Annotated in this window: 18 protein-coding genes and 2 pseudogenes; 10 read left to right on the top strand and 10 right to left on the bottom strand. The window is 61.3% G+C overall.

Annotation, left to right across the window (positions count from 1 at the left end):
* Positions 1 to 4: 4 nt before the first annotated feature.
* Positions 5 to 1,057, bottom strand: coding sequence for a LacI family DNA-binding transcriptional regulator (locus LDP01_RS22495; RefSeq protein ID WP_224094334.1), 1,053 nt, complete (start codon positions 1,055 to 1,057; stop codon positions 5 to 7).
* 329 nt (positions 1,058 to 1,386) lie between these two features.
* Here LDP01_RS22495 and LDP01_RS22490 point away from each other — a divergent pair, with 329 nt between their 5' ends.
* The 3 genes from LDP01_RS22490 (at position 1,387) to LDP01_RS22480 (ending at position 4,647) form a co-directional block, all read left to right on the top strand.
* Complete coding sequence (locus tag LDP01_RS22490) at positions 1,387 to 2,697, top strand: ABC transporter substrate-binding protein (RefSeq protein ID WP_224094332.1); 1,311 nt, start codon at positions 1,387 to 1,389, stop codon at positions 2,695 to 2,697.
* Between the two features lie 80 nt (positions 2,698 to 2,777).
* Positions 2,778 to 3,719: a carbohydrate ABC transporter permease gene (locus LDP01_RS22485; RefSeq protein ID WP_224094329.1), complete on the top strand. Its 942-nt coding sequence runs from the start codon at positions 2,778 to 2,780 to the stop codon at positions 3,717 to 3,719.
* Positions 3,703 to 4,647, top strand: a complete 945-nt coding sequence (locus LDP01_RS22480; RefSeq protein WP_224094327.1) for a carbohydrate ABC transporter permease — start codon at positions 3,703 to 3,705, stop codon at positions 4,645 to 4,647. Before LDP01_RS22485 ends, LDP01_RS22480 begins: the two co-directional genes overlap by 17 nt.
* A gap of 33 nt (positions 4,648 to 4,680) precedes the next feature.
* On the opposite strand, the gene yczE is transcribed toward LDP01_RS22480, so the two are convergent.
* Complete coding sequence (yczE, locus tag LDP01_RS22475; protein WP_224094325.1) at positions 4,681 to 5,373, bottom strand: membrane protein YczE; 693 nt, start codon at positions 5,371 to 5,373, stop codon at positions 4,681 to 4,683.
* Positions 5,374 to 5,433: 60 nt separating this feature from the next.
* Between yczE and yczR the strand changes: the two genes are divergently transcribed.
* On the top strand, positions 5,434 to 6,888 hold the full coding sequence (gene yczR, locus LDP01_RS22470; protein ID WP_224094324.1) for a MocR-like transcription factor YczR: 1,455 nt from the start codon (positions 5,434 to 5,436) through the stop codon (positions 6,886 to 6,888).
* On the opposite strand, the gene LDP01_RS22465 is transcribed toward yczR, so the two are convergent.
* A complete protein-coding gene (locus LDP01_RS22465; protein ID WP_224094323.1) occupies positions 6,885 to 7,388 on the bottom strand; it encodes a DUF4188 domain-containing protein in 504 nt (167 codons plus the stop codon). The two genes, yczR and LDP01_RS22465, sit on opposite strands and share 4 nt — an antisense overlap.
* A gap of 79 nt (positions 7,389 to 7,467) precedes the next feature.
* On the opposite strand from LDP01_RS22465, the gene LDP01_RS22460 reads away from it, so the two are divergent.
* Positions 7,468 to 8,043, top strand: coding sequence for a TetR/AcrR family transcriptional regulator (locus LDP01_RS22460; protein ID WP_224094322.1), 576 nt, complete (start codon positions 7,468 to 7,470; stop codon positions 8,041 to 8,043).
* Between the two features lie 78 nt (positions 8,044 to 8,121).
* Here LDP01_RS22460 and LDP01_RS22455 read toward each other — a convergent pair whose 3' ends face one another.
* Together LDP01_RS22455 and LDP01_RS22450 are read right to left on the bottom strand one after the other, a co-directional pair.
* Positions 8,122 to 8,814 carry an SRPBCC family protein gene (locus LDP01_RS22455; RefSeq protein WP_224094321.1) on the bottom strand — a complete coding sequence of 231 codons (693 nt, stop codon included), beginning with the start codon at positions 8,812 to 8,814 and terminating at the stop codon, positions 8,122 to 8,124.
* Positions 8,807 to 9,442 (bottom strand): ArsR/SmtB family transcription factor, encoded by a 636-nt coding sequence (locus LDP01_RS22450; protein WP_224094320.1) that lies wholly within the window; start codon positions 9,440 to 9,442, stop codon positions 8,807 to 8,809. Before LDP01_RS22450 ends, LDP01_RS22455 begins: the two co-directional genes overlap by 8 nt.
* A 95-nt stretch (positions 9,443 to 9,537) precedes the next feature.
* Between LDP01_RS22450 and LDP01_RS22445 the strand changes: the two genes are divergently transcribed.
* Positions 9,538 to 10,467, top strand: coding sequence for a pseudouridine synthase (locus tag LDP01_RS22445; protein ID WP_224095132.1), 930 nt, complete (start codon positions 9,538 to 9,540; stop codon positions 10,465 to 10,467).
* Positions 10,468 to 10,512: 45 nt separating this feature from the next.
* Here LDP01_RS22445 and LDP01_RS22440 read toward each other — a convergent pair.
* Positions 10,513 to 11,110, bottom strand: a pseudogene (locus LDP01_RS22440) (helix-turn-helix domain-containing protein).
* Between the two features lie 77 nt (positions 11,111 to 11,187).
* On the opposite strand from LDP01_RS22440, the gene LDP01_RS23825 reads away from it, so the two are divergent.
* Genes LDP01_RS23825 through LDP01_RS22430 form a run of 3 tightly spaced genes read left to right on the top strand, consistent with a single transcriptional unit; the run spans position 11,188 to position 12,415 of the window.
* The gene (locus tag LDP01_RS23825) at positions 11,188 to 11,526 is read left to right on the top strand and encodes an FAD-dependent oxidoreductase (RefSeq protein ID WP_346658943.1); all 339 of its coding nucleotides are present in this window, start codon (positions 11,188 to 11,190) and stop codon (positions 11,524 to 11,526) included.
* 49 nt (positions 11,527 to 11,575) lie between these two features.
* Positions 11,576 to 12,118 (top strand): NAD(P)/FAD-dependent oxidoreductase, encoded by a 543-nt coding sequence (locus LDP01_RS23820; RefSeq protein WP_346658942.1) that lies wholly within the window; start codon positions 11,576 to 11,578, stop codon positions 12,116 to 12,118.
* A 36-nt stretch (positions 12,119 to 12,154) separates the two neighbouring features.
* The gene (locus LDP01_RS22430; RefSeq protein ID WP_224094319.1) at positions 12,155 to 12,415 is read left to right on the top strand and encodes a putative antibiotic biosynthesis monooxygenase; all 261 of its coding nucleotides are present in this window, start codon (positions 12,155 to 12,157) and stop codon (positions 12,413 to 12,415) included.
* On the opposite strand, the gene LDP01_RS22425 is transcribed toward LDP01_RS22430, so the two are convergent.
* Positions 12,412 to 12,948 carry an O-acetyl-ADP-ribose deacetylase gene (locus LDP01_RS22425; protein WP_224094318.1) on the bottom strand — a complete coding sequence of 179 codons (537 nt, stop codon included), beginning with the start codon at positions 12,946 to 12,948 and terminating at the stop codon, positions 12,412 to 12,414. The genes LDP01_RS22430 and LDP01_RS22425 overlap by 4 nt on opposite strands.
* Before the next feature lie 53 nt (positions 12,949 to 13,001).
* On the opposite strand from LDP01_RS22425, the gene LDP01_RS22420 reads away from it, so the two are divergent.
* Complete coding sequence (locus LDP01_RS22420; RefSeq protein WP_224094316.1) at positions 13,002 to 13,634, top strand: DedA family protein; 633 nt, start codon at positions 13,002 to 13,004, stop codon at positions 13,632 to 13,634.
* A gap of 7 nt (positions 13,635 to 13,641) precedes the next feature.
* Here LDP01_RS22420 and LDP01_RS22415 read toward each other — a convergent pair whose 3' ends face one another.
* The 3 genes and pseudogenes from LDP01_RS22415 to LDP01_RS22405 form a co-directional block, all read right to left on the bottom strand.
* Positions 13,642 to 13,947: a hypothetical protein gene (locus tag LDP01_RS22415; RefSeq protein WP_224094314.1), complete on the bottom strand. Its 306-nt coding sequence runs from the start codon at positions 13,945 to 13,947 to the stop codon at positions 13,642 to 13,644.
* Between the two features lie 148 nt (positions 13,948 to 14,095).
* Positions 14,096 to 16,895: pseudogene (ppc, locus tag LDP01_RS22410) on the bottom strand (phosphoenolpyruvate carboxylase).
* Between the two features lie 115 nt (positions 16,896 to 17,010).
* Positions 17,011 to 17,340, bottom strand: a complete 330-nt coding sequence (locus LDP01_RS22405; protein ID WP_224094312.1) for a hypothetical protein — start codon at positions 17,338 to 17,340, stop codon at positions 17,011 to 17,013.
* Between the last annotated feature and the right edge of the window lie 40 nt (positions 17,341 to 17,380).

Genomic DNA, 17,380 nt, shown 5'->3' with positions numbered 1-17,380 from the left:
GTTGCTACCCACCGCCCACGAGGTTGTCGTCGCCCCTAAATCCTGTTGATTCCCGTTTGACGATTTTGAAGTCTGCCTTGACCGTCTTGGGGGGTGATTTCCCGTCCCTTTCCTGGATTCGGTTCACCAAGAGATCCACTGCCGTCTCTGCGATCTCAAGCCTGCCAGGGTCAACGCTGCTGAGCGAGGGCAGGGAGAACCTGCCCTCATCGAGGTTATCGAATCCGATCAGGGCAACATCGTCGGGTACGTGGAGGCCGGCCTGGGCAAGAGCGCGGAGGGCACCGAGCGCAAGGGTGTCGTTGAGGGCGAATATCGCGTCGAATCCGGTGCCGTCGGCAATCAGACGCCGTATGGCGGCCACGCCCGTTTCCCGGACCCAGGTCCCACCTCTCACTACGAGTTGGGGGTCATACTGGATGCCTGCAGATTCCAAAGCTTGACGGTAGCCCCGCTCGCGCAGACTCGCCGAACTCGCGTCATCGGCTATGGCCTCTGGAGCCCCGATGAGCGCGATTCTGGTTCGCCCGATGTCCAATAAGTGTTCCACCGCAGCCCGGGCGGACGACGTATTGTGCATTGTTACGTGGTCGGTCGGCCCTCCGAAAATACGTTCGCCGAGGAGGACGAGTGGATCGCCCGTGGTGAGGACATCCACGTCCTGCTGTCCGATTGCCGCGGGACTAAAAAGCAATCCGTCGGTGAAACGCATCTGTCCGCCGGAGAGGATCGAAATCTCCAGCTCACGATCCCCGTTGGTTTGCTCTATGAGGACACGCAGCCGTCGCTTGGCAGCAGCACGAATGACAGAATCCGCCAACTCGGCGAAATAGGTCTCACGAAGGGAGGGAACCGCGAGGCCGATAACTCCGGTCTTTCCCGAACGCAGACCACGTGCCGAAAGATTGGGCCGATAGCCCATCTCATCCACAATTTGCCGCACCCTAAGTCTGGTGGCCGGGCCGACCTTTGGGTTGTCGTTGAGGACATTCGATACTGTCTTGATCGAAACTCCGGCTGCCCGGGCCACATCATGAATAGTCGGATTCGCGTTCATTCAGTGCCCTTCCTACCCTGCAGCATCTCCTGCGAGGGCAATGCCTAGATCATAGCTTCACGCAATCTTCCGGATTTTCCTTGACGCTCTCGCAGCATCCACCTACCATGAGGTTCAACGTTGTACCTACAGACGCTCACCTCCTCTGCGCGACCCGCAAGACACATGAGCACTGAGCCCTGAACAGCTCCGAGCCTGTGGAACACCACACGAACTACACGTGCCATGGATGCTTTTGCATCTAAGGTACAACGTTGTACCCAACACGTTCACCCCGGCCCATGGCGGAGCTCCCCGGGCAAAAATCATCGATACGAAGGAGTATGTAAATGCCAAAGAAGATTCTTGCGGCAGCGGCGATAATTGCCTCTGTCGTAGCCTTAAGCGGCTGCTCGGACGGAGGAAACGCTTCGGCCAAGAGCGGAGTTCCTACCGACAAAGCCATCACCCTCACCGTCTGGAGCTGGGACGGTACTGTCAAGGAAGCCGTGACAGGGTTCGAAAAGCTCCATCCGAACATCACTGTCAATGTGGTCAATGCCGGTTCATCCACCGATGAGTACACAGCATTGGACAACGCTATTCAGGCCGGATCAGGGGTGCCGGACATTGCAATGTTCGAGTACTTTTCGCTCCCCCTCTTCGCTATCCCCGGCAAGCTCACTGATCTATCGCCGTATGGCGCCCAGGACCTCGCTTCTGACTATGTCGATGCCGCCTGGGGCAACGTGACCATCGACGGCAAGCCCTACGCTCTTCCGTCTGACTATGGCCCGGCTGCGATGTTCTACAACCAATCAGTCCTCGCACAAGCAGGCGTCCCTGCACCTCCCACAACCTGGGACGAGTTCTATCAGGCCGCCAAGAAGGTCCGGGCACTCGGCGGGGACCACTACATCACCAATGACTCTGCCGACATCTTCCTGCTGATGTCCCTGATGTGGGAGGGTGGCGGCCACCCATTCAAAGTGAACGGGACGGAGGTGACCATTGACTTCAATGACGCGGGCAGCAGCCGCGCCGTGGCCTTCTGGCAGAAGCTCCTCGATGAAGACCTCGTCAACACAAAGGTAACCAACTGGTCCGATGACTGGAACCGGGGACTGAACGAGGGCACCCTTGCAACGCAGCTCATCGGCGGCTGGTTCACCTCCACCCTCCCTGAGCGCGCACCCGACGCAGCTGGAAACTTCCGGGTCGCCCCACTCCCCCAGTGGGAGGCCGGCGAAAAATCCGGCGGGGAAAACGGCGGAAGCGCCATGGCCATTCCAGCGGCAGCGCAAAACAAGGAAGCGGCCTACGCATTCCTCGAGTACTTCACCCACGGTGACGGACTCCAGCCGCGCATCGACGCAGGAGCGTTCGTTCCCAACCTCTCAAACCTCAACAGTGAGGCTTTCCTGAGCAAGACAAACCCCTTCTTCGGAGACCAGAAATACAACCAGGTCCTCGCAGACGCATCCAAGAACGTGGCCACCGGCTGGCAGTATCCGCCGTTCTTCGGATGGGCGCGCTCAAGCTACGAGGACGTTGCCGCCCCCTTGTACGACAGCCGTCAAGGCACTCTTGCGGAGGTCCTGGAGACCTGGAAGAAGCGCAGCATCGAGTACGGCAACGAACAAGGATTCTCTGTCCGTTAGCGGCGTGCGGTGCCGCGTGAGCCTTCACGCGGCACCCACCGGCCGTTACTGCAGATGAAACATGAAAGAAGGACTCCTCCATGAGCAGGCAAACGCTCACGAACCGCATAAAGGTTTCAGACAACGTACCCGTTCGCCAATCCCTCAGACAGCCTAAACGCCGCAAGGTGGGCCTGCTCTTCATTGCGCCCTTCAGTGTGCTGTTCCTCTTCGTCTTCATCGTCCCGATCTGTTATTCCGCCTACATCAGCCTGTTCCAGAACAAGCTGATCGGAGGAAGAGTCTTCATTTGGTTCGACAATTACGTAAAGCTTTTTCAGGACAGCCAGTTCTATGACGGCGTAATTCGAGTCGTTCTTTTTACCGCCATCCAAGTCCCCATCATGCTGTTCAGTGCCATCGCCCTGGCGCTTGCCATCGATTCCCTGCGGCTTCACGGTTCGCGGTTCTTCCGCATCGTAGTGTTCCTGCCCTATGCCATCCCCGCCATCGTCTCAACTCTTATGTGGGGCTTTATGCTCGGCATCCGGTATGGACTTATAGGAAGCCTCAACAAGGCTGCAGGCACATCCTTCAATCCATTCGCTCCCGAAACGACGATGGTTTCAATTGGTGTCATGGTGACGTGGGGATTCACCGGCTACAACATGCTGATCTTCTATGCTGCTCTCCGGGCAGTCCCCCGCGAGCTCTACGAGGCCGCGGCAATCGATGGAGCAAACGAGTTCCAGATCATCCGGCACATCAAGCTGCCGGCGCTGCGGAGTTCACTAATCGTGACGATCATTTTTTCGATTATTGGCACCTTCCAGCTGTTCAACGAACCAAATATTCTCGCAACGCTCGTGTCCAACAGCGGCATAACCTCCTACTACACACCGAACATGTACGCGTACAGCCTCGCTTTCACCGGCTCACAGCAGGGATACGCCGCGGCACTTGCCCTGGTCATGGCAATCTTCACCATTGCCATCGCGTACGTGGTTCAAATCAAGGGAATGAAAAATGTCCTCAACAAGTAGCCCCATTGCACCAGTGACCGACCGGGCGACACCTACGCCCCAAGCTCCCGTGCGGCGCCAGAAGACTTTGTACACGCTGGCCAACCCGAGGAAGAGCACGTCCCTGACCCTTGTGACCGGGCTGTTCGCGCTTTACTGTCTCATTCCCATGGCTTGGCTCGTGATAAATGCCACCAAGTCGCAGGGAGATTTCGTTTCATCATTCGGGCTGGGCTTCGGCGAACGGTTCGCCTTGTGGGACAACATCGTCCAGGTGTTCACCTTCCAGGACGGCATCTTTTCGCGTTGGCTGCTGAATACCATTCTTTACGTTGTAGCCGGCGCACTGGTGTCGACGTTCCTTGCCGCCTTGGGAGGCTATGCGCTCGCGAAGCACGACTTCGTGGGCAGACGCGTATTCCTTCTCATCGTGCTCGGTTCCATTTCTGTTCCCGGCATAGCACTTGCCATTCCGCAATTCCTGCTCTTTGCCCAGCTCGGAATAACCAACACGCCGTGGGCCGTCCTGATCCCTTCCTTCATCAACCCCTTTGGCCTGTATCTTATGTGGGTATTTTCCGATCAGGCCGTGCCCAACGGATTGATCGAGGCAGCGCGGATCGACGGCGCCGGGGAACTGCGCATCTTCCTGCAGATCGCTTTTCCCCTGCTTGCGCCCGCAACTGTCACCGTGCTGCTTTTCTCGTTCGTCTCAATCTGGAACAACTACTTCCTGCCGCTCATCATGCTTAAGGACCCAGCCTGGTACCCGCTGACGATCGGAATCAACCAGTGGAACAAGCTGGGCTCCACGGCGGGGAATGGCGAGCTCATCCAGAATTTGGTTATTACCGGCTCACTACTGATGATCGTTCCACTTATCGCGGCCTTCCTCAGCCTCCAGCGCTATTGGCAATCGGGTCTCTCGCTTGGAGCCATCAAGGACTGACGGATTCCAAACGACCAAGCTGCTGGCCTTTCGTCAGGCAGCTGGCGCCGCCGGCGCGGCCTCCACGGCTTCCGCGTGGGTGGTCGCGTTGGCCGTTTCCGGGATGTTTGCCGTTTCCGGGACCTTGGCCGGTTCCAAGGTCTTAGCTGGCTCCGGCACCATGAACTTCGGCAGGAGAATCTGCACGATCGGGCCGATTGCCAGCGCGTAAACCACCGTACCCACACCAACGGAGCCACCCAGCAGGAAGCCAACGGCGAGGACTACTACTTCAATTCCCGTCCGGACCAGGCGGACGGACCACCCTGTTCGGCGAACCAGACCCGTCATCAGGCCATCGCGGGCTCCCGGGCCGAGGCGTGCTCCGATGTAGCAAGCCGAGGCGATTCCGTTGAGGATCACGGCGCCGGCCAGCATGGCAATTTGCCCGCCCAGATGTGAGAACTCCGGGATGAGCCACAAACCCAGATCGGCGAAGACACCCACCAGCACCGCGTTCGCCAGCGTTCCGATCCCGGGCATTTGCCGCAGCGGGATCCAGAGGAGGAGGACGAGGAAGCTGACGGCGATCACCACAACACCAATGCTGAAGCCAGTCTTTTCCGATAGGCCCTGGTGGAAGACGTCCCAGGGATCCAGGCCAAGCCCGGCGCGGATAAACATGGCCAAGGAGATGCCGTACATCGCGAGGCCGATCAGGAGTTGTGTGATTCTTCGGGTCATCATGTAACCATGGTCGTGGAAAACTGGCCTTGCATTCCATAGCCAGTTTGGAATACTGGTCCTATGCCCGGCTCACTGAATCCCACCGCACTCGTCCGTCTCCTGGGCTCTTGGAACAACGGCGCCCTGCCCGCCTACCGGGAGCTGGCCGACGTCGTGCGCTTGCTGGTCATGGATGGGCGCATCCCGCTTGACGTCGCGCTCCCCAGCGAGCGGGCGCTGGCGCAGACCCTCGGCCTAAGCCGCACCACTGTCACCGCGGCCTATGCGAGCCTGCGCGAGCAAGGTTTTCTCACCTCGGGCCAAGGCAGCCGTGGCAGGACGAGCATCCCTCACCGCGCCGCACCTGTGAGCATTCCGGGCCTTGCCGCGCCCGAGGGACTCCTGGACCTGGCCTACGCATCACTTCCGGCCGCCGGCGAAGTTGTCCACCGGGCATTCGCTGACGCCCTCACCGAACTGCCTGCGTTGCTCCCCGGCTTCGGGTACGACGCCCTTGGAGTTCAGGCGTTGCGTCAGGCGATCGCTGGGAAATACTCCTCGGAAGGAGTGCCCACCACCCCGGATCAGATCCTGGTGACGTCCGGCGCACAGCACGCCCTCAACATCGTTCTCCATACGCTGGTGGGAAAGCAGGACAGGGTTCTGGTGGAACACCCCACGTATCCCAATGCCTTGGACGCCATCCGGGCAGCCGGCTGCAAAGTGCTGCCCGTGGCGTTACCGCCCCACGCCTCACCTGCTTGGGACGTTGATGCGATGGTCTCCACAATGAACCATCAGCGCCCCGCAATGGCCTACCTTGTGCCCGATTTCCACAACCCGACCGGGCGCATCATGTCGGACCTGCAGCGCCGCCGCTTGGCCCGGGCGGCCGCTGCCGCCGGAACGGTTCTGGTGGTGGACGAGACGTTGCGGGGGTTGAACCTCGACGGCGTCCGGACCTCGCCGATGTCCGCCTTCAATCCCAGCGTGGTTTCGATCGGTTCGCTCAGCAAATCCCATTGGGCGGGACTCAGAACGGGCTGGATCCGGGCGGAGGAGGAGATGATCACCCGGTTCGTGGCGACGCGGACCACCATGGACCTGGGCGGACCAGTGGTTGAGCAGTTGGCCGCCACACGATTGGTCAGGTCCTTCGCGGAACCGCTCGACGCCCGCCTGGACCAGTTGCGGCACAATCGGGAATCGCTGCTGGCCTTGCTTGCAGAACACCTGCCGGAATGGGAAGTGGAACGGCCCCGCGGCGGGCTCACGGTTTGGTGCCGCCTGCCCAGCGCCTGCAGCACCGCCCTCACTGTGCTGGCGCCGGATTTCGGGCTACGGTTGGCGGCCGGACCACGCTTCGGAGTCGGCGGAGCTTTCGAGCATTACCTGCGCGTCCCCTACACCCTGCCGCCCGCGCAACTCGAATTCGCCGTCAGTGGACTGCATGCCGCCCAGCAGAAGCTCGACGCCTCGCCCCAACTCCGCCGGACCCTGAAGACCGAGCGGCCGGCCGCCGTCGCAATCGCCTAGGCGCCCGCCGTTGAGGTCCGGGCAGCTGAGCCCATGCGCTGCTTCGCCGTGTTGCTGCCCGGGCCGACGGGAACATGGGAAGTTGCCTTGGCCAGGCCAAAAAGCGGCATCCCGTTGTACACCACTTCAATGCCCGACGCCGGTACCTGGTACGTCTCGTGCCAGACCCCGATGTCGCCACTGCCGGCAATTTCCTTCATGAACTTCCGCCATGGCCCCAGGTGTGGCGAATCGCGGTCCGCGGCAAAGCGCCTCAGATGCTCAGGACTTTCCCAATAACTGAGCAGGATGGTGGTGCGCCCAAACCACTGCTCGCTGCCGAGCAACCCTGCCTCGGGATTGGCGGCCAGATGTCGCATCATCGTAGGCATGGCTGATGCCACCCGCCCCACCTTGCCCATCTTCCACCACCGGTTGGCGCGCATCCCGATCAGGAAGACGGTCACTGTTTCGCGCCCGATGTCCGCCGTAAAACGGCCGGGAAAGATCTCCTGTGCCATGTCACTCCTTTGGTGGGGAATTCGGGATTCCCGGTTTCATAACGTTGTTATGAAACAATGTTATGAAACACTTGGACGTATGGCAAGACCCATAGTTCACGATCAGCACGTCCAGCAACGGCTCCTTGAAGTGACCGCCGAACTTGTGGACCGTGAAGGCCCCGCGCGTGTCACTCTCCGCGATGTTGCCACAGCCGCAGACACGTCCACCTCTGCGATCTACTCGCTCTTCGGTGGGAAAGCGCAACTCCTGACGGCCGCCGTCGACGACGGTTTTCGCTCCTTTGGGGAGTCCCAGCAGGCTGCGGCAAAAGACGGACTCCGCGGCCTGGGCAGCGCATACCGCGAGTGGGCCTTGCAGCATCCAGCCCTTTACCGGCTGATGTTCGGCGGCGCACTGGCGGCCTATGTTGATTGCAGCCCGACGCCGGAGGTCGCCTCAGCCTCCATGCTTCCCCTGGTGGAGGCGGTCACCAAGGCGCAGCAAGCGGGAGGGCTCCGACAAGACGACCCCGCTACCGTGGCCATGTCGATTTGGGGGCAAGTTCACGGCTTGGTCAGCCTGGAGCTGGCGCAAGTGGACAACCATGGCACGGATTGGGCGGGAATCTACGAGGCAGCATTGGACGGTGTCGCCCGCGCGTGGGCCCCGTAAACGCAAAGTGACTGGCAGTAGTTGTTGTTCCCAGCGCTGGGAACAACAACTACTGCCAGTCAGTTGGGCGGGAAACCCCTACGCGTAAACCTTCTCCAGAAACGCACCCCACGCCTTCGCCGTCAGTTCGGAGTCCCCCGAGCCACCGAATTCATGCACGGTCATTCCTACCGGTGCACCAAAAGCGTTCCTACCGAAGAATCGGAAGAGCGTATCTGCGGTGCGCAAGCCCAGGAAGTTCTCGTTGGAGAAGTCCACCTCGCCACTCAGCCGGCCTACGCCGTCGACGTCCACCTCAAATGGCGTACCGGCTTCCACGCCGTCCACGCCCAAGGCCTTTTTCAGTTGCACAAATCCGTCGGGAGTCTGCGACGAAGTAGGCGCCTGGATATCCGTGAAGACCACGGGCTGCCCATCGAAGTACTGCAGATACTGGCCCAGGGTGTGGAGGTAGAACTCCGTGTGCTTGCTGGCGCCGTCGTACTGTTCGTCCCAGTTGTCGTCAAAGATGCCGCTGTGGACATAGTGGAGCTTTGCCCGGCCACCCTCCACCGGCTCCAGGACATGCTCCAATTGGTTGAACCAACCGTTGGGACCCTCCATCCGCGACACAAGATGGTTGGGGAATTCCTCTACGGTCTTCACATCGGGCCACTGGTCCGTGGGAAACATCCAGGCCGCCGTGTCCTTGGTGACCGCCTGCCACACCCGCTCAGGAGTGCCCGGCAGTTCGGTGTCCGCCACGATCTCGAATTTCCGGTGGTCAGTCATTGCCTTGTTCCTTTTCTGCTGATTTTTCCGTTGACGAGGTCTTGAGGGTGGGATGAAGTACGACGACGAGCCGGTGCTTTCGTGCGCCGCCCGCCACTGCGGTAGCACCGCCGTCGTGGTACTTATCGACGAGGCGCGTGACCGCTACGCCGAGTTCCTCAGCGAAAGCGGCGCGGTCCGCAGCTGATCGGAAAGTAATTTCGCCGTCGATCGCGAAGCTCGCGAGCTTCTTCTTGGCCGCGGCCGCACCCGAAATGAGCTTGCCCATTTCCTGGACAGTGCGGGAGGCGAGCGCCAGGAGCCAGAAGGCGGAGAACCTGTCGGCGAAACGCTGCGGATCCGGGGCTACCGAAGCCAACGCGACGGGCGAGATCAGGTACGAGGCCGCCGTCGCCTGGAGGACGCGCTCGGTGACGTTGCCTTTCCGGCGCTCTTCCACAAGCTCCACCAAGCCATGCCGCTCGAGGGCTTTGAGGTGATAGTTGACCTTTTGCCGGGGTAGCCCTACCTTGGCGGCCAGTTGAGTGGCCGACCCAGGCTCGGCGAGCTCCTGCAGAATGCGCGTGCGGATCGGATCCAACGACGCCTCTGCCGCGGCCGCGTCCTCAATTACTTCGATGTCCAACATGCTTCCAGTATGCCTACCGACAAATTTTATTGTCAAGAACTTTTTTATCGTCGGTTTGCGACTGCGATGTCGGGCCACAGTAGAATTGTCCGGTGATGCAATCCCCCCTTCCCGTGCGCGACGGCGTAAACGCGACCCGCCTGCGCCTCCCGGATGACGGGCCGTGGGACACCGCGATGGACTACATGATGCATCGCTGGGGACACATTGATCCGCAGGGCATCGAGGACCGGTTCGATGCCGGCGAAATCGTGGGCGAGGGCGGCGTACCCCTGGACCGCGGGACAAAACTCGAAGACCACACCTTCATTTGGTACTACCGCACGCTCCCGCCCGAAACGCGGCTGCCCGTGGAAATCAACATCCTCCACCAGGACGAGCACATCCTCGTGGTGGACAAGCCACACTTCCTCCCCACCACTCCAGGCGGAACGTACATACAGGAATCCGCGCTGGTCCGGCTCCGGAACCTCCTGAATCTTCCGGACCTCATCCCCATGCACCGCCTCGACCGGATGACCGCCGGCATCCTGCTGCTCTCCACCAACCCGGAGACGCGCGGAAAATACCAAGTCCTCTTCGAGAAGCGACAAGTCCAAAAGGAATACGAGTGCGTGTCCGCCGCGACGCCCGCCGCAGGCTATCCCGCCGTCGAGTTCCCCACAGTGGTCCGCAACCGCATGACCAAGTCCCGCAGCTATCTGCTCGCCGAAGTTATCGATGGCCTGCCGAACGCGGAAACGCGCATCGAACAGACAAGAACGTTCGACGCCGGTACTCACCAGCGCGCGCTGTACCGACTGGAGCCGCACACCGGTAAGACGCACCAGCTCCGCGTGCATATGGCCTCGCTGGGTCTGGGCATTGTCAACGACGCCTTCTACCCGGACCTGCTGGACAAAGCCCCGGACGATTACAGCAAGCCACTTCAGTTGTTGGCCCGCGGCATCACCTTCGTGGATCCGATCACCAACAAGCCCGTGGAATACCGTAGCCGGCTGGAGCTCAGCGAAGCACTCGACTGAGTCCCCCCGCCTCCGGGCACCATCCCAATCTGATCTGCGCCTGGGCTAGCGCCCTTGCTCCCGGCTGGACTTGGCACGGACATGCATCCGTTCCCCCTGCTGCCCGAAGAGGCTCAGCACTTCCGCAGACTGGTCGCCCGTACTGCCGAACCAGTGCGGCACCCGGGTGTCGAACTCAGCCACCTCACCGGGCCCCAAGTGTTAAGTCATGGTCACCCAGAACGAGCCGCATACGGCCGGAGAGAACATAGAGCCACTCGTATCCCTCATGGGTCTTGAGTTCCGGCTCGATCTTCGAGTTGGGGATGACGATCTTCCAGGCTTGGACTCCCCCGGGGTGCCTCGTCAGCGGAACTACTGTCCGCCCGTTTGCCTGCCGTGGTTTGAGGCGTATCCGGGGGTCTCCAACGTCCGGAGCGCCGACCAGATCATCCAGGGGCACATGGTAGGCGTGCGCCAGCGGAAGGAGCAGTTCCAAGCTGGGGCGTCGCTGCCCCGTCTCCAGCCGGGACAATGTGCTTTTCGAAATGCCGGTCGTAGCAGCGAGGCTGGTCAGGGTCACATTGCGCTGGTTACGCAATCGTTTGAGTCTGGGGCCGACCTGATCAAGCGCCGATGCGATCACTGTTGCTGTGTCATCCATGGCCCCATCCAACGTCAGATTCCCGAAAACAGCAACGTTTGTTGTCGAACTAGGGAAGTCCGAGGAGCCTTGAAGACATGAGCGACTATGACGTAATCATTATCGGCGGCGGATCTGCCGGCCTGTCCGCGGCACTGGTGTTGTCACGGGCACGCCGGAACGTTCTCGTGGTGGACTCCGGGGAGCCGCGCAACGCTCCCGCTGCCCACATGCAAGGGTTCCTGTCCCGTGACGGCATGCCCCCTGGAGAGTTTCTGGCAGCAGGACGGAACGAGGTCAAGGGATATGGGGGCGAGATCCTGAACGCCATGGTGAGCGAGATCGTGCAATGCGGAAAGTCCGCGTTCTCGGTCCTGCTGGCACACGGCCAACGGATTACCGCCCGACGCCTGCTGATCGCAACGGGGCCTCACTGATGAGCTGCCGGACATACCGGGACTTCGGGAGCGATGGGCCCGCGACGTTTTGCACTGCCCGTACTGCCACGGCTACGAGGTACGTGACCAAGCGTTGGGCGTCCTGGGTGGCTCTCAGGACACAGTCCGCTACGCACAGATCATCCGCCAATGGAGTGAAGACGTAGTGCTGTTCACGCCCGCTGACACTCTTTCGGTCGATCAGCGCTCCCAACTGGTCGCCAGATCCATCGGCATCGTCGAAGGCAAAGTGGAGCGCGTCCTGGTCGAGAACGGCCAGCTCTCCGGAATCCAAATGGATGACGGCCGCGTTGTCCCCCGCAAGGCACTGTTCGTGCCGCCCAGCTTTGCCCCAAACAACGAGCTTTCCGTTCGCCTCGGCTGCGAAATCGACGAGAACGGCTGGCCTGTCACGGACGTTCACGGACAAACAACCATTCCCGGCGTATGGGTCGCCGGCAATGTTGCAAACCCCCGAGCCCAGGTCATTACCGCTGCCGGTGAAGGCTCCGCCTCGGCCATAGCCATCAACGCCGACCTCGTAGATGAGGACATCCGAAACGCCGTCCGAACCTTCAACCTGGGTCTTTGACCCGGCAAACCTCCTCAACAGAATTAAGGAGCACCAATGACAAAGCCTGCAGCCCCCACCACACCCGTAAAGGTCCCGCCGCCAAACAAGCACCAACTTGCGCTAATGATCTGGCTCGCTGTATTCCCGACCCTCGTAGCGATCAATGCGGTGCTCGGCGAATGGCTTGGAACCCTGGCTCCTGTGTTGCGCACCTTCATCCTGGCCACCATCGCTGTCCCGATCGTCATCTACGGCCTCATGCCCCAACTGCACCGCATGCGCGCCCACCTGATTACTCGACGCGCGCCCAACTAGCTGAACACGGACCGGAAGACCGCCGTCGTATCCTCCGAAAACAGGACGAACTCCACCAACTCAAGGCCGCTGGCCGTCCCGGCATCAACTGCAGACGCAGATGAAAACGAACTCACGGCGTCGAACGCTACTTCCGCGACCTCCCGGGCATCCCAACCAAAGATTCCAGCGCTGATCGCGGGAAAAGCGATAGACCGTGCACCCAACTCCACGGCCGCATTCAGGCTTTCCCGGAAGCAAGAGGCGAGCAGAGCAGGATCGGTTTGGCCGGCACGCCGGTTGGGACCCACGGTATGAATCACCCAGCGCGCCGGGAGCCTGAATCCGGGAGTCACGACGGCGGCGCCAACAGCCAGACCGTCCGGCACTTTGGTGCGACGGACCTCGCGGCAGGCCTCCAGCAGTTCCGGCCCGGCGGCCCGATGTATCGCACCGTCCACTCCCCCTCCACCGAGCAGTGAAGAGTTGGCGGCGTTGACGATCGCATCTACATCGCGCGTGGTGATGTCCCCGTGCATGATTTCGATCTGCATTGCGCCAGTCTCCCGCCGAGCGGCCATGGCGGCAAGTGCGGTACCTTGTGCCAATGGACTTCATCGCCCCCGAGACGTGGGGATCCGCAATTTACTTGTGGATCGTTCCCATCGTGCTGGGCGACGCCATCTTCCCACCGATCCCGTCCGAAATGGTGGTCATCACCGGCGGTGCGCTGGCGGCCGACGGCCACGCCAATTTCTGGCTCATCCTCCTACTCGCAGCCTTCGCGTCCTGGCTCGGAGACATGGCAGTCTACGTGCTGTTCAAGCGGCGGGTGAGCCATGTACTTGATCGCTGGGGATGGGGCCGGAAAGTCCACCGTGGAATCCACGAGGCTATCGCCAAGGCAGGCCGATCCTCCACCTACGGCGCCATTATTGGCGCCCGGTTCGTCCCTGGCGGCAGGCTCGCAACCTCGTCCGCAGCTGGAATCGCCAACGTCTCGGCCCGCGGCTTCAGTCTCTGCGCGGGGTTGGGCGCAGTGCTGTGGGCGGTCTGGCAGGTGGGCCTGGGCTATTTCACAGGCTCTGCAACCAAACTGCCGTTCTGGGCCAGCTCACTGATTGGGGTGGGCGTCGGCTTGGTCATCGGTGTGGTGGTCGGGTTGATCGTGACGCGGCGGCGCGGGAGCCGTTCCCCAGTGGATGAACCGTTCGACGGCGACCTGCCACAGCCCGAGTGACGCCAGCCTAAATCGGCGCCCAGCGTCCGCGGCTACGACGCAGCACGTAAAGGCTCCCGGTCAACGCAACCCGTTCGACGGCGTCGCGCATCATGGCAGCCGAGGTTAGGGCTTCGTCGTTCTCACCCGTGTAATCGCGGGCGTCAACCATGAAGCGGAGGCTGAGCTGCGGGACTCCTCCCACGATATCGAGCTGGTTCGATTCGACATGATGGCGGGTTTCCAAAGCTTCGATGGCCGCTGCCATGACTGATTCGGGAGGGTTGCCAGGCTTAAGGCCAGTGATCTTCAACTTGGTCTGGAACGACGGCATCCAACAACCCTAACGCTCAGGCACAGGTGCTTTAAGCCGGAACGCTCCCCCGCCCCATCGACATTTCGAAGGGGGAGAGAGCGATCCGGAAAAACCGGCAGGATGTGAGAGAGCGATCCTGAAAAACCGGCAGGATGTGAGAGAACGTCTAGCCGGTGTTACGCAGGCCGGCTGCCACTCCGTTGACGGTGATCAGCATGGCGCGCTGGAGACGTTCATCAATTTCCGCGCCGGACACCGATTCCTCGCGGACGCGTCGCAGCAGCTCCACTTGGAGGTAACTGATGGGATCCAGATACTGGTCACGGATTTCCAGGGACCGCTTCAGCGTGGGCTGGGCGTCCAGAAGTTCAATCTCTCCAGTGAGGCGTTCGATTTCGGCCACGGTGAGCTCGTACTCGTCCCGGATCATGTGGAACAGGCGGTGCAATTCCTCCGGGACCAACGAGGAAACGTAGTGTCCCGCGATTTCCATGTCGGTCTTGGCCAAGGTCATTTCGACGTTGGAAATCACCGAACGGAAGAAGTGCCAGCGGTCCATCATTTCCATCAGCTGATCAGCGTCACCGGCTTCCCGTGCCGCCTTCAGGCCGGAGCCCACGCCAAACCAGCCGGGAACGATCTGACGGGACTGCGTCCAACCGAACACCCACGGGATCGCACGGAGGCCACCCAGGCCTGCTCCGGAATCGGGCCGCTTGGAAGGGCGTGATCCGATGTTCAAGGAACCCAACTGCTCCACAGGTGTGGAGGCCAGGAAATAGGCCGGAAGATCGGCGTCGTCGATCAATGCCCGGTAGCGTGCAAAGGCAGCATCGGAAATTGTTTCCATGACGTTCGCGTAGCGCACGCGCTCGTCTTCGGAGGTACGCGGAGTCCGGTGCAAGGCAGAACCCTGCATGACTGCTGCCAGGGATAGCTCAAGGTTCTCGCGGGCAAGCTCGGGAAGTGAGTACTTGTCCGAGATGACCTCGCCCTGCTCCGTGAACTTAATTTCGCCCTCGAGGACACCGTTGGGCTGGGCCATGATGGCGTCGTACGTCGGACCACCACCACGGCCTACGGAACCACCACGGCCGTGGAACAAGCGGACCCTCACACCGTGCTTGGCAGCCACATCGCGCAGCTTCCGCTGGGTCTTGTGGATCTCCCACTGGCTGGTCATGACACCGGATTCCTTGTTGGAATCGGAGTATCCGAGCATGATTTCCTGGACGTCGCCGCGGAGCCGGACCAGTTCACGGTAGGACGGATCGGAGAGCAACTGATCCACAATCTCAGCGGACGCGCGGAGCTCCTCGACGGTTTCCAGCAGCGGAGCAAAGCCGATCTTGGCGTGCGGCTTTGCCCCGAAGAGGTCAATCAAACCAGCCTCGCGTGCCAGCACAGCTGCCGCCAGGACGTCATCGGCGCCCCGGGTCATGGAAATAATGTATGTTTCCACGACGTCCGGACCGTACGTGTGCAGGGCCTGGCGGATGCTCCGGAAGACGTCGTAGGTGCCGTCCGCAGTGCCTTCGAGTTTGATCGGGTGGCCGGAGAGCGGACGGCGTGAGGCCAGCTCGGCACCGAGGAATTCGAAACGTTCCTCGCGGGTCAGAGAGGCGTACGGCTTCTCGGTACCAAGACGGTCCACGAGCTGTCCGACTGCATCGTGGTGGTAATCGGCATGTTCGCGGATGTCCAAGGTTGCCAGGTGAAGGCCGAAGGCTGCGATCGCACGGCGAACACGTGCCAAGGCGCCATCGGCAACAAGGCCCGCAGCGTGGTTCCGGAGCGACGCCTCAAGCAGGCCGAACTCGGCCAACAGCTCACTCGTAGTGGCGTAGTCCCGGCCGGGCTCATGATAAGTCGAGGCGGAAACGCGGCGGCCCGTATTGATGAGCTTGGCCTTGATACACGTGAGCTTGAGTCGATAAGGCTCCTGGGCATTGAGCTCCAGGATGCGCTTATCCAGACCGGGGAGGTTCTTGAGGTCCACCTCGATCGAATCCAGCAACTCCTGGTCGGCCCCCGAACAGGGCGGTGGAGTTGGACAGCACCGAGATCAGCTCGTCGATCAGCGCAATACTGATCCGGACCGCATTCTGGTTCTGCAACTGCAGGATCTCGCGCGTAACAGCCGCGGTAACGTTGGGGTTTCCATCGCGGTCGCCACCGATCCATGAACCGAAACGCAGCGGCGCGCTTGCGGCGGGCAGGACCACCCCGTGCTCGGCAAGGAGTTCGGAAAGGTCTGTCAGCATCTCCGGCATGGCATCGGTGAGGATGCTGTTCAGGTAGTAGATCGCGTTACGGGCTTCATCCACAGGCGTTGGCCGGACCTGGCGAAGCTCATCGGTCTGCCACATTTGGTCGATGATTTCCGAGAGCTGGCGATCCTGGCGGCGTCGGGCAGTGGTTCCCTCTTCCGTGGGCTGGGCCAGGACGTCGGAGAGTTTGCGGACCTTGTCCAGCACTGAGCGTCGCGAAGCCTCCGTGGGGTGTGCCGTGAAAATGGGCCGCACGTCAAGCTCATTAACAACGTCCTGAAGGACCTGAGGCCCAGCCTGGCCGGCAATTTCCGTAACGGCCTTCGCAAGCCAGCCGTCCTTCTCCTGTCGGGTCCTTAGCCCGCGGACGCGGTGGACCTGCTCTGCCGCATTGCTGAGGTGGAAATAGAACGCGAAGGCGCGAACCAGATCCGTCGCCTGGTCCAGAGGCAAGGACGCGAGCAACTCGCGGACCTGGGCTACGACGTCGTGCGCGCTCCATGGACCGGTCGCGTCCGCCCCGCCCCGCGCGGCCTCTTTGGATTCCTTGGTCAGCAAGCGGACCTGCTCCACGAGCTGCAGCAATTCCGGGCCGTGTTGTCGCACCAGGGACTCACCCAACAGGGTGGAAACCCGGCGTACATCAGCCCGCAGTTCTGCAGCGAGATCGGTGTCTTGATGGGCAGTGTGAACCATAAATACTTACCTTCGGCTGGTTTTGGCTCGTACACTGCGCTGGATACTGTGAGCCGGGTTACTAATGTTTCCTACGGGATCTTACCCGCACCAGACTCGACCTCGGGAATACGTCTCAGATTTTGGCCTCACCGGATTGCTGCCTGCCTATCATGTCGGCCGACGGCGGCAGGACCACCTTCCCGGCGAATAGCCCGACCTCTGCGGTGCCCGGACCGGCTACCAATTTCTCGTGCCTTCGCTGCCGCATTTCCTCGCGGGCTGCCGCGGCCTCCATTTTGGTCGGCGCACCAGTGGCCGGCTCGATCATGGATAGGACACTCCCGAGTGTGCCCGTTGCCCCCTTCGCGGAAACACCCTTCTGCACCAGCCGTGTGCCAGCCCAAACCGACCCGACAATCAGTGCAGGGCTTACTACTGCCGTCATCACGGATTCCATGCCCATGCGCTCAGGGTACGCCCCGGGATGAGCGCCGGACAGCCCG

This window comes from Arthrobacter sp. StoSoilB13, assembly GCF_019977255.1.
Classification (GTDB): domain Bacteria; phylum Actinomycetota; class Actinomycetes; order Actinomycetales; family Micrococcaceae; genus Arthrobacter.
The sequence above is the reverse complement of the archived record's forward strand: the minus strand, read 5'-3'. Positions and strand labels throughout refer to the sequence as shown.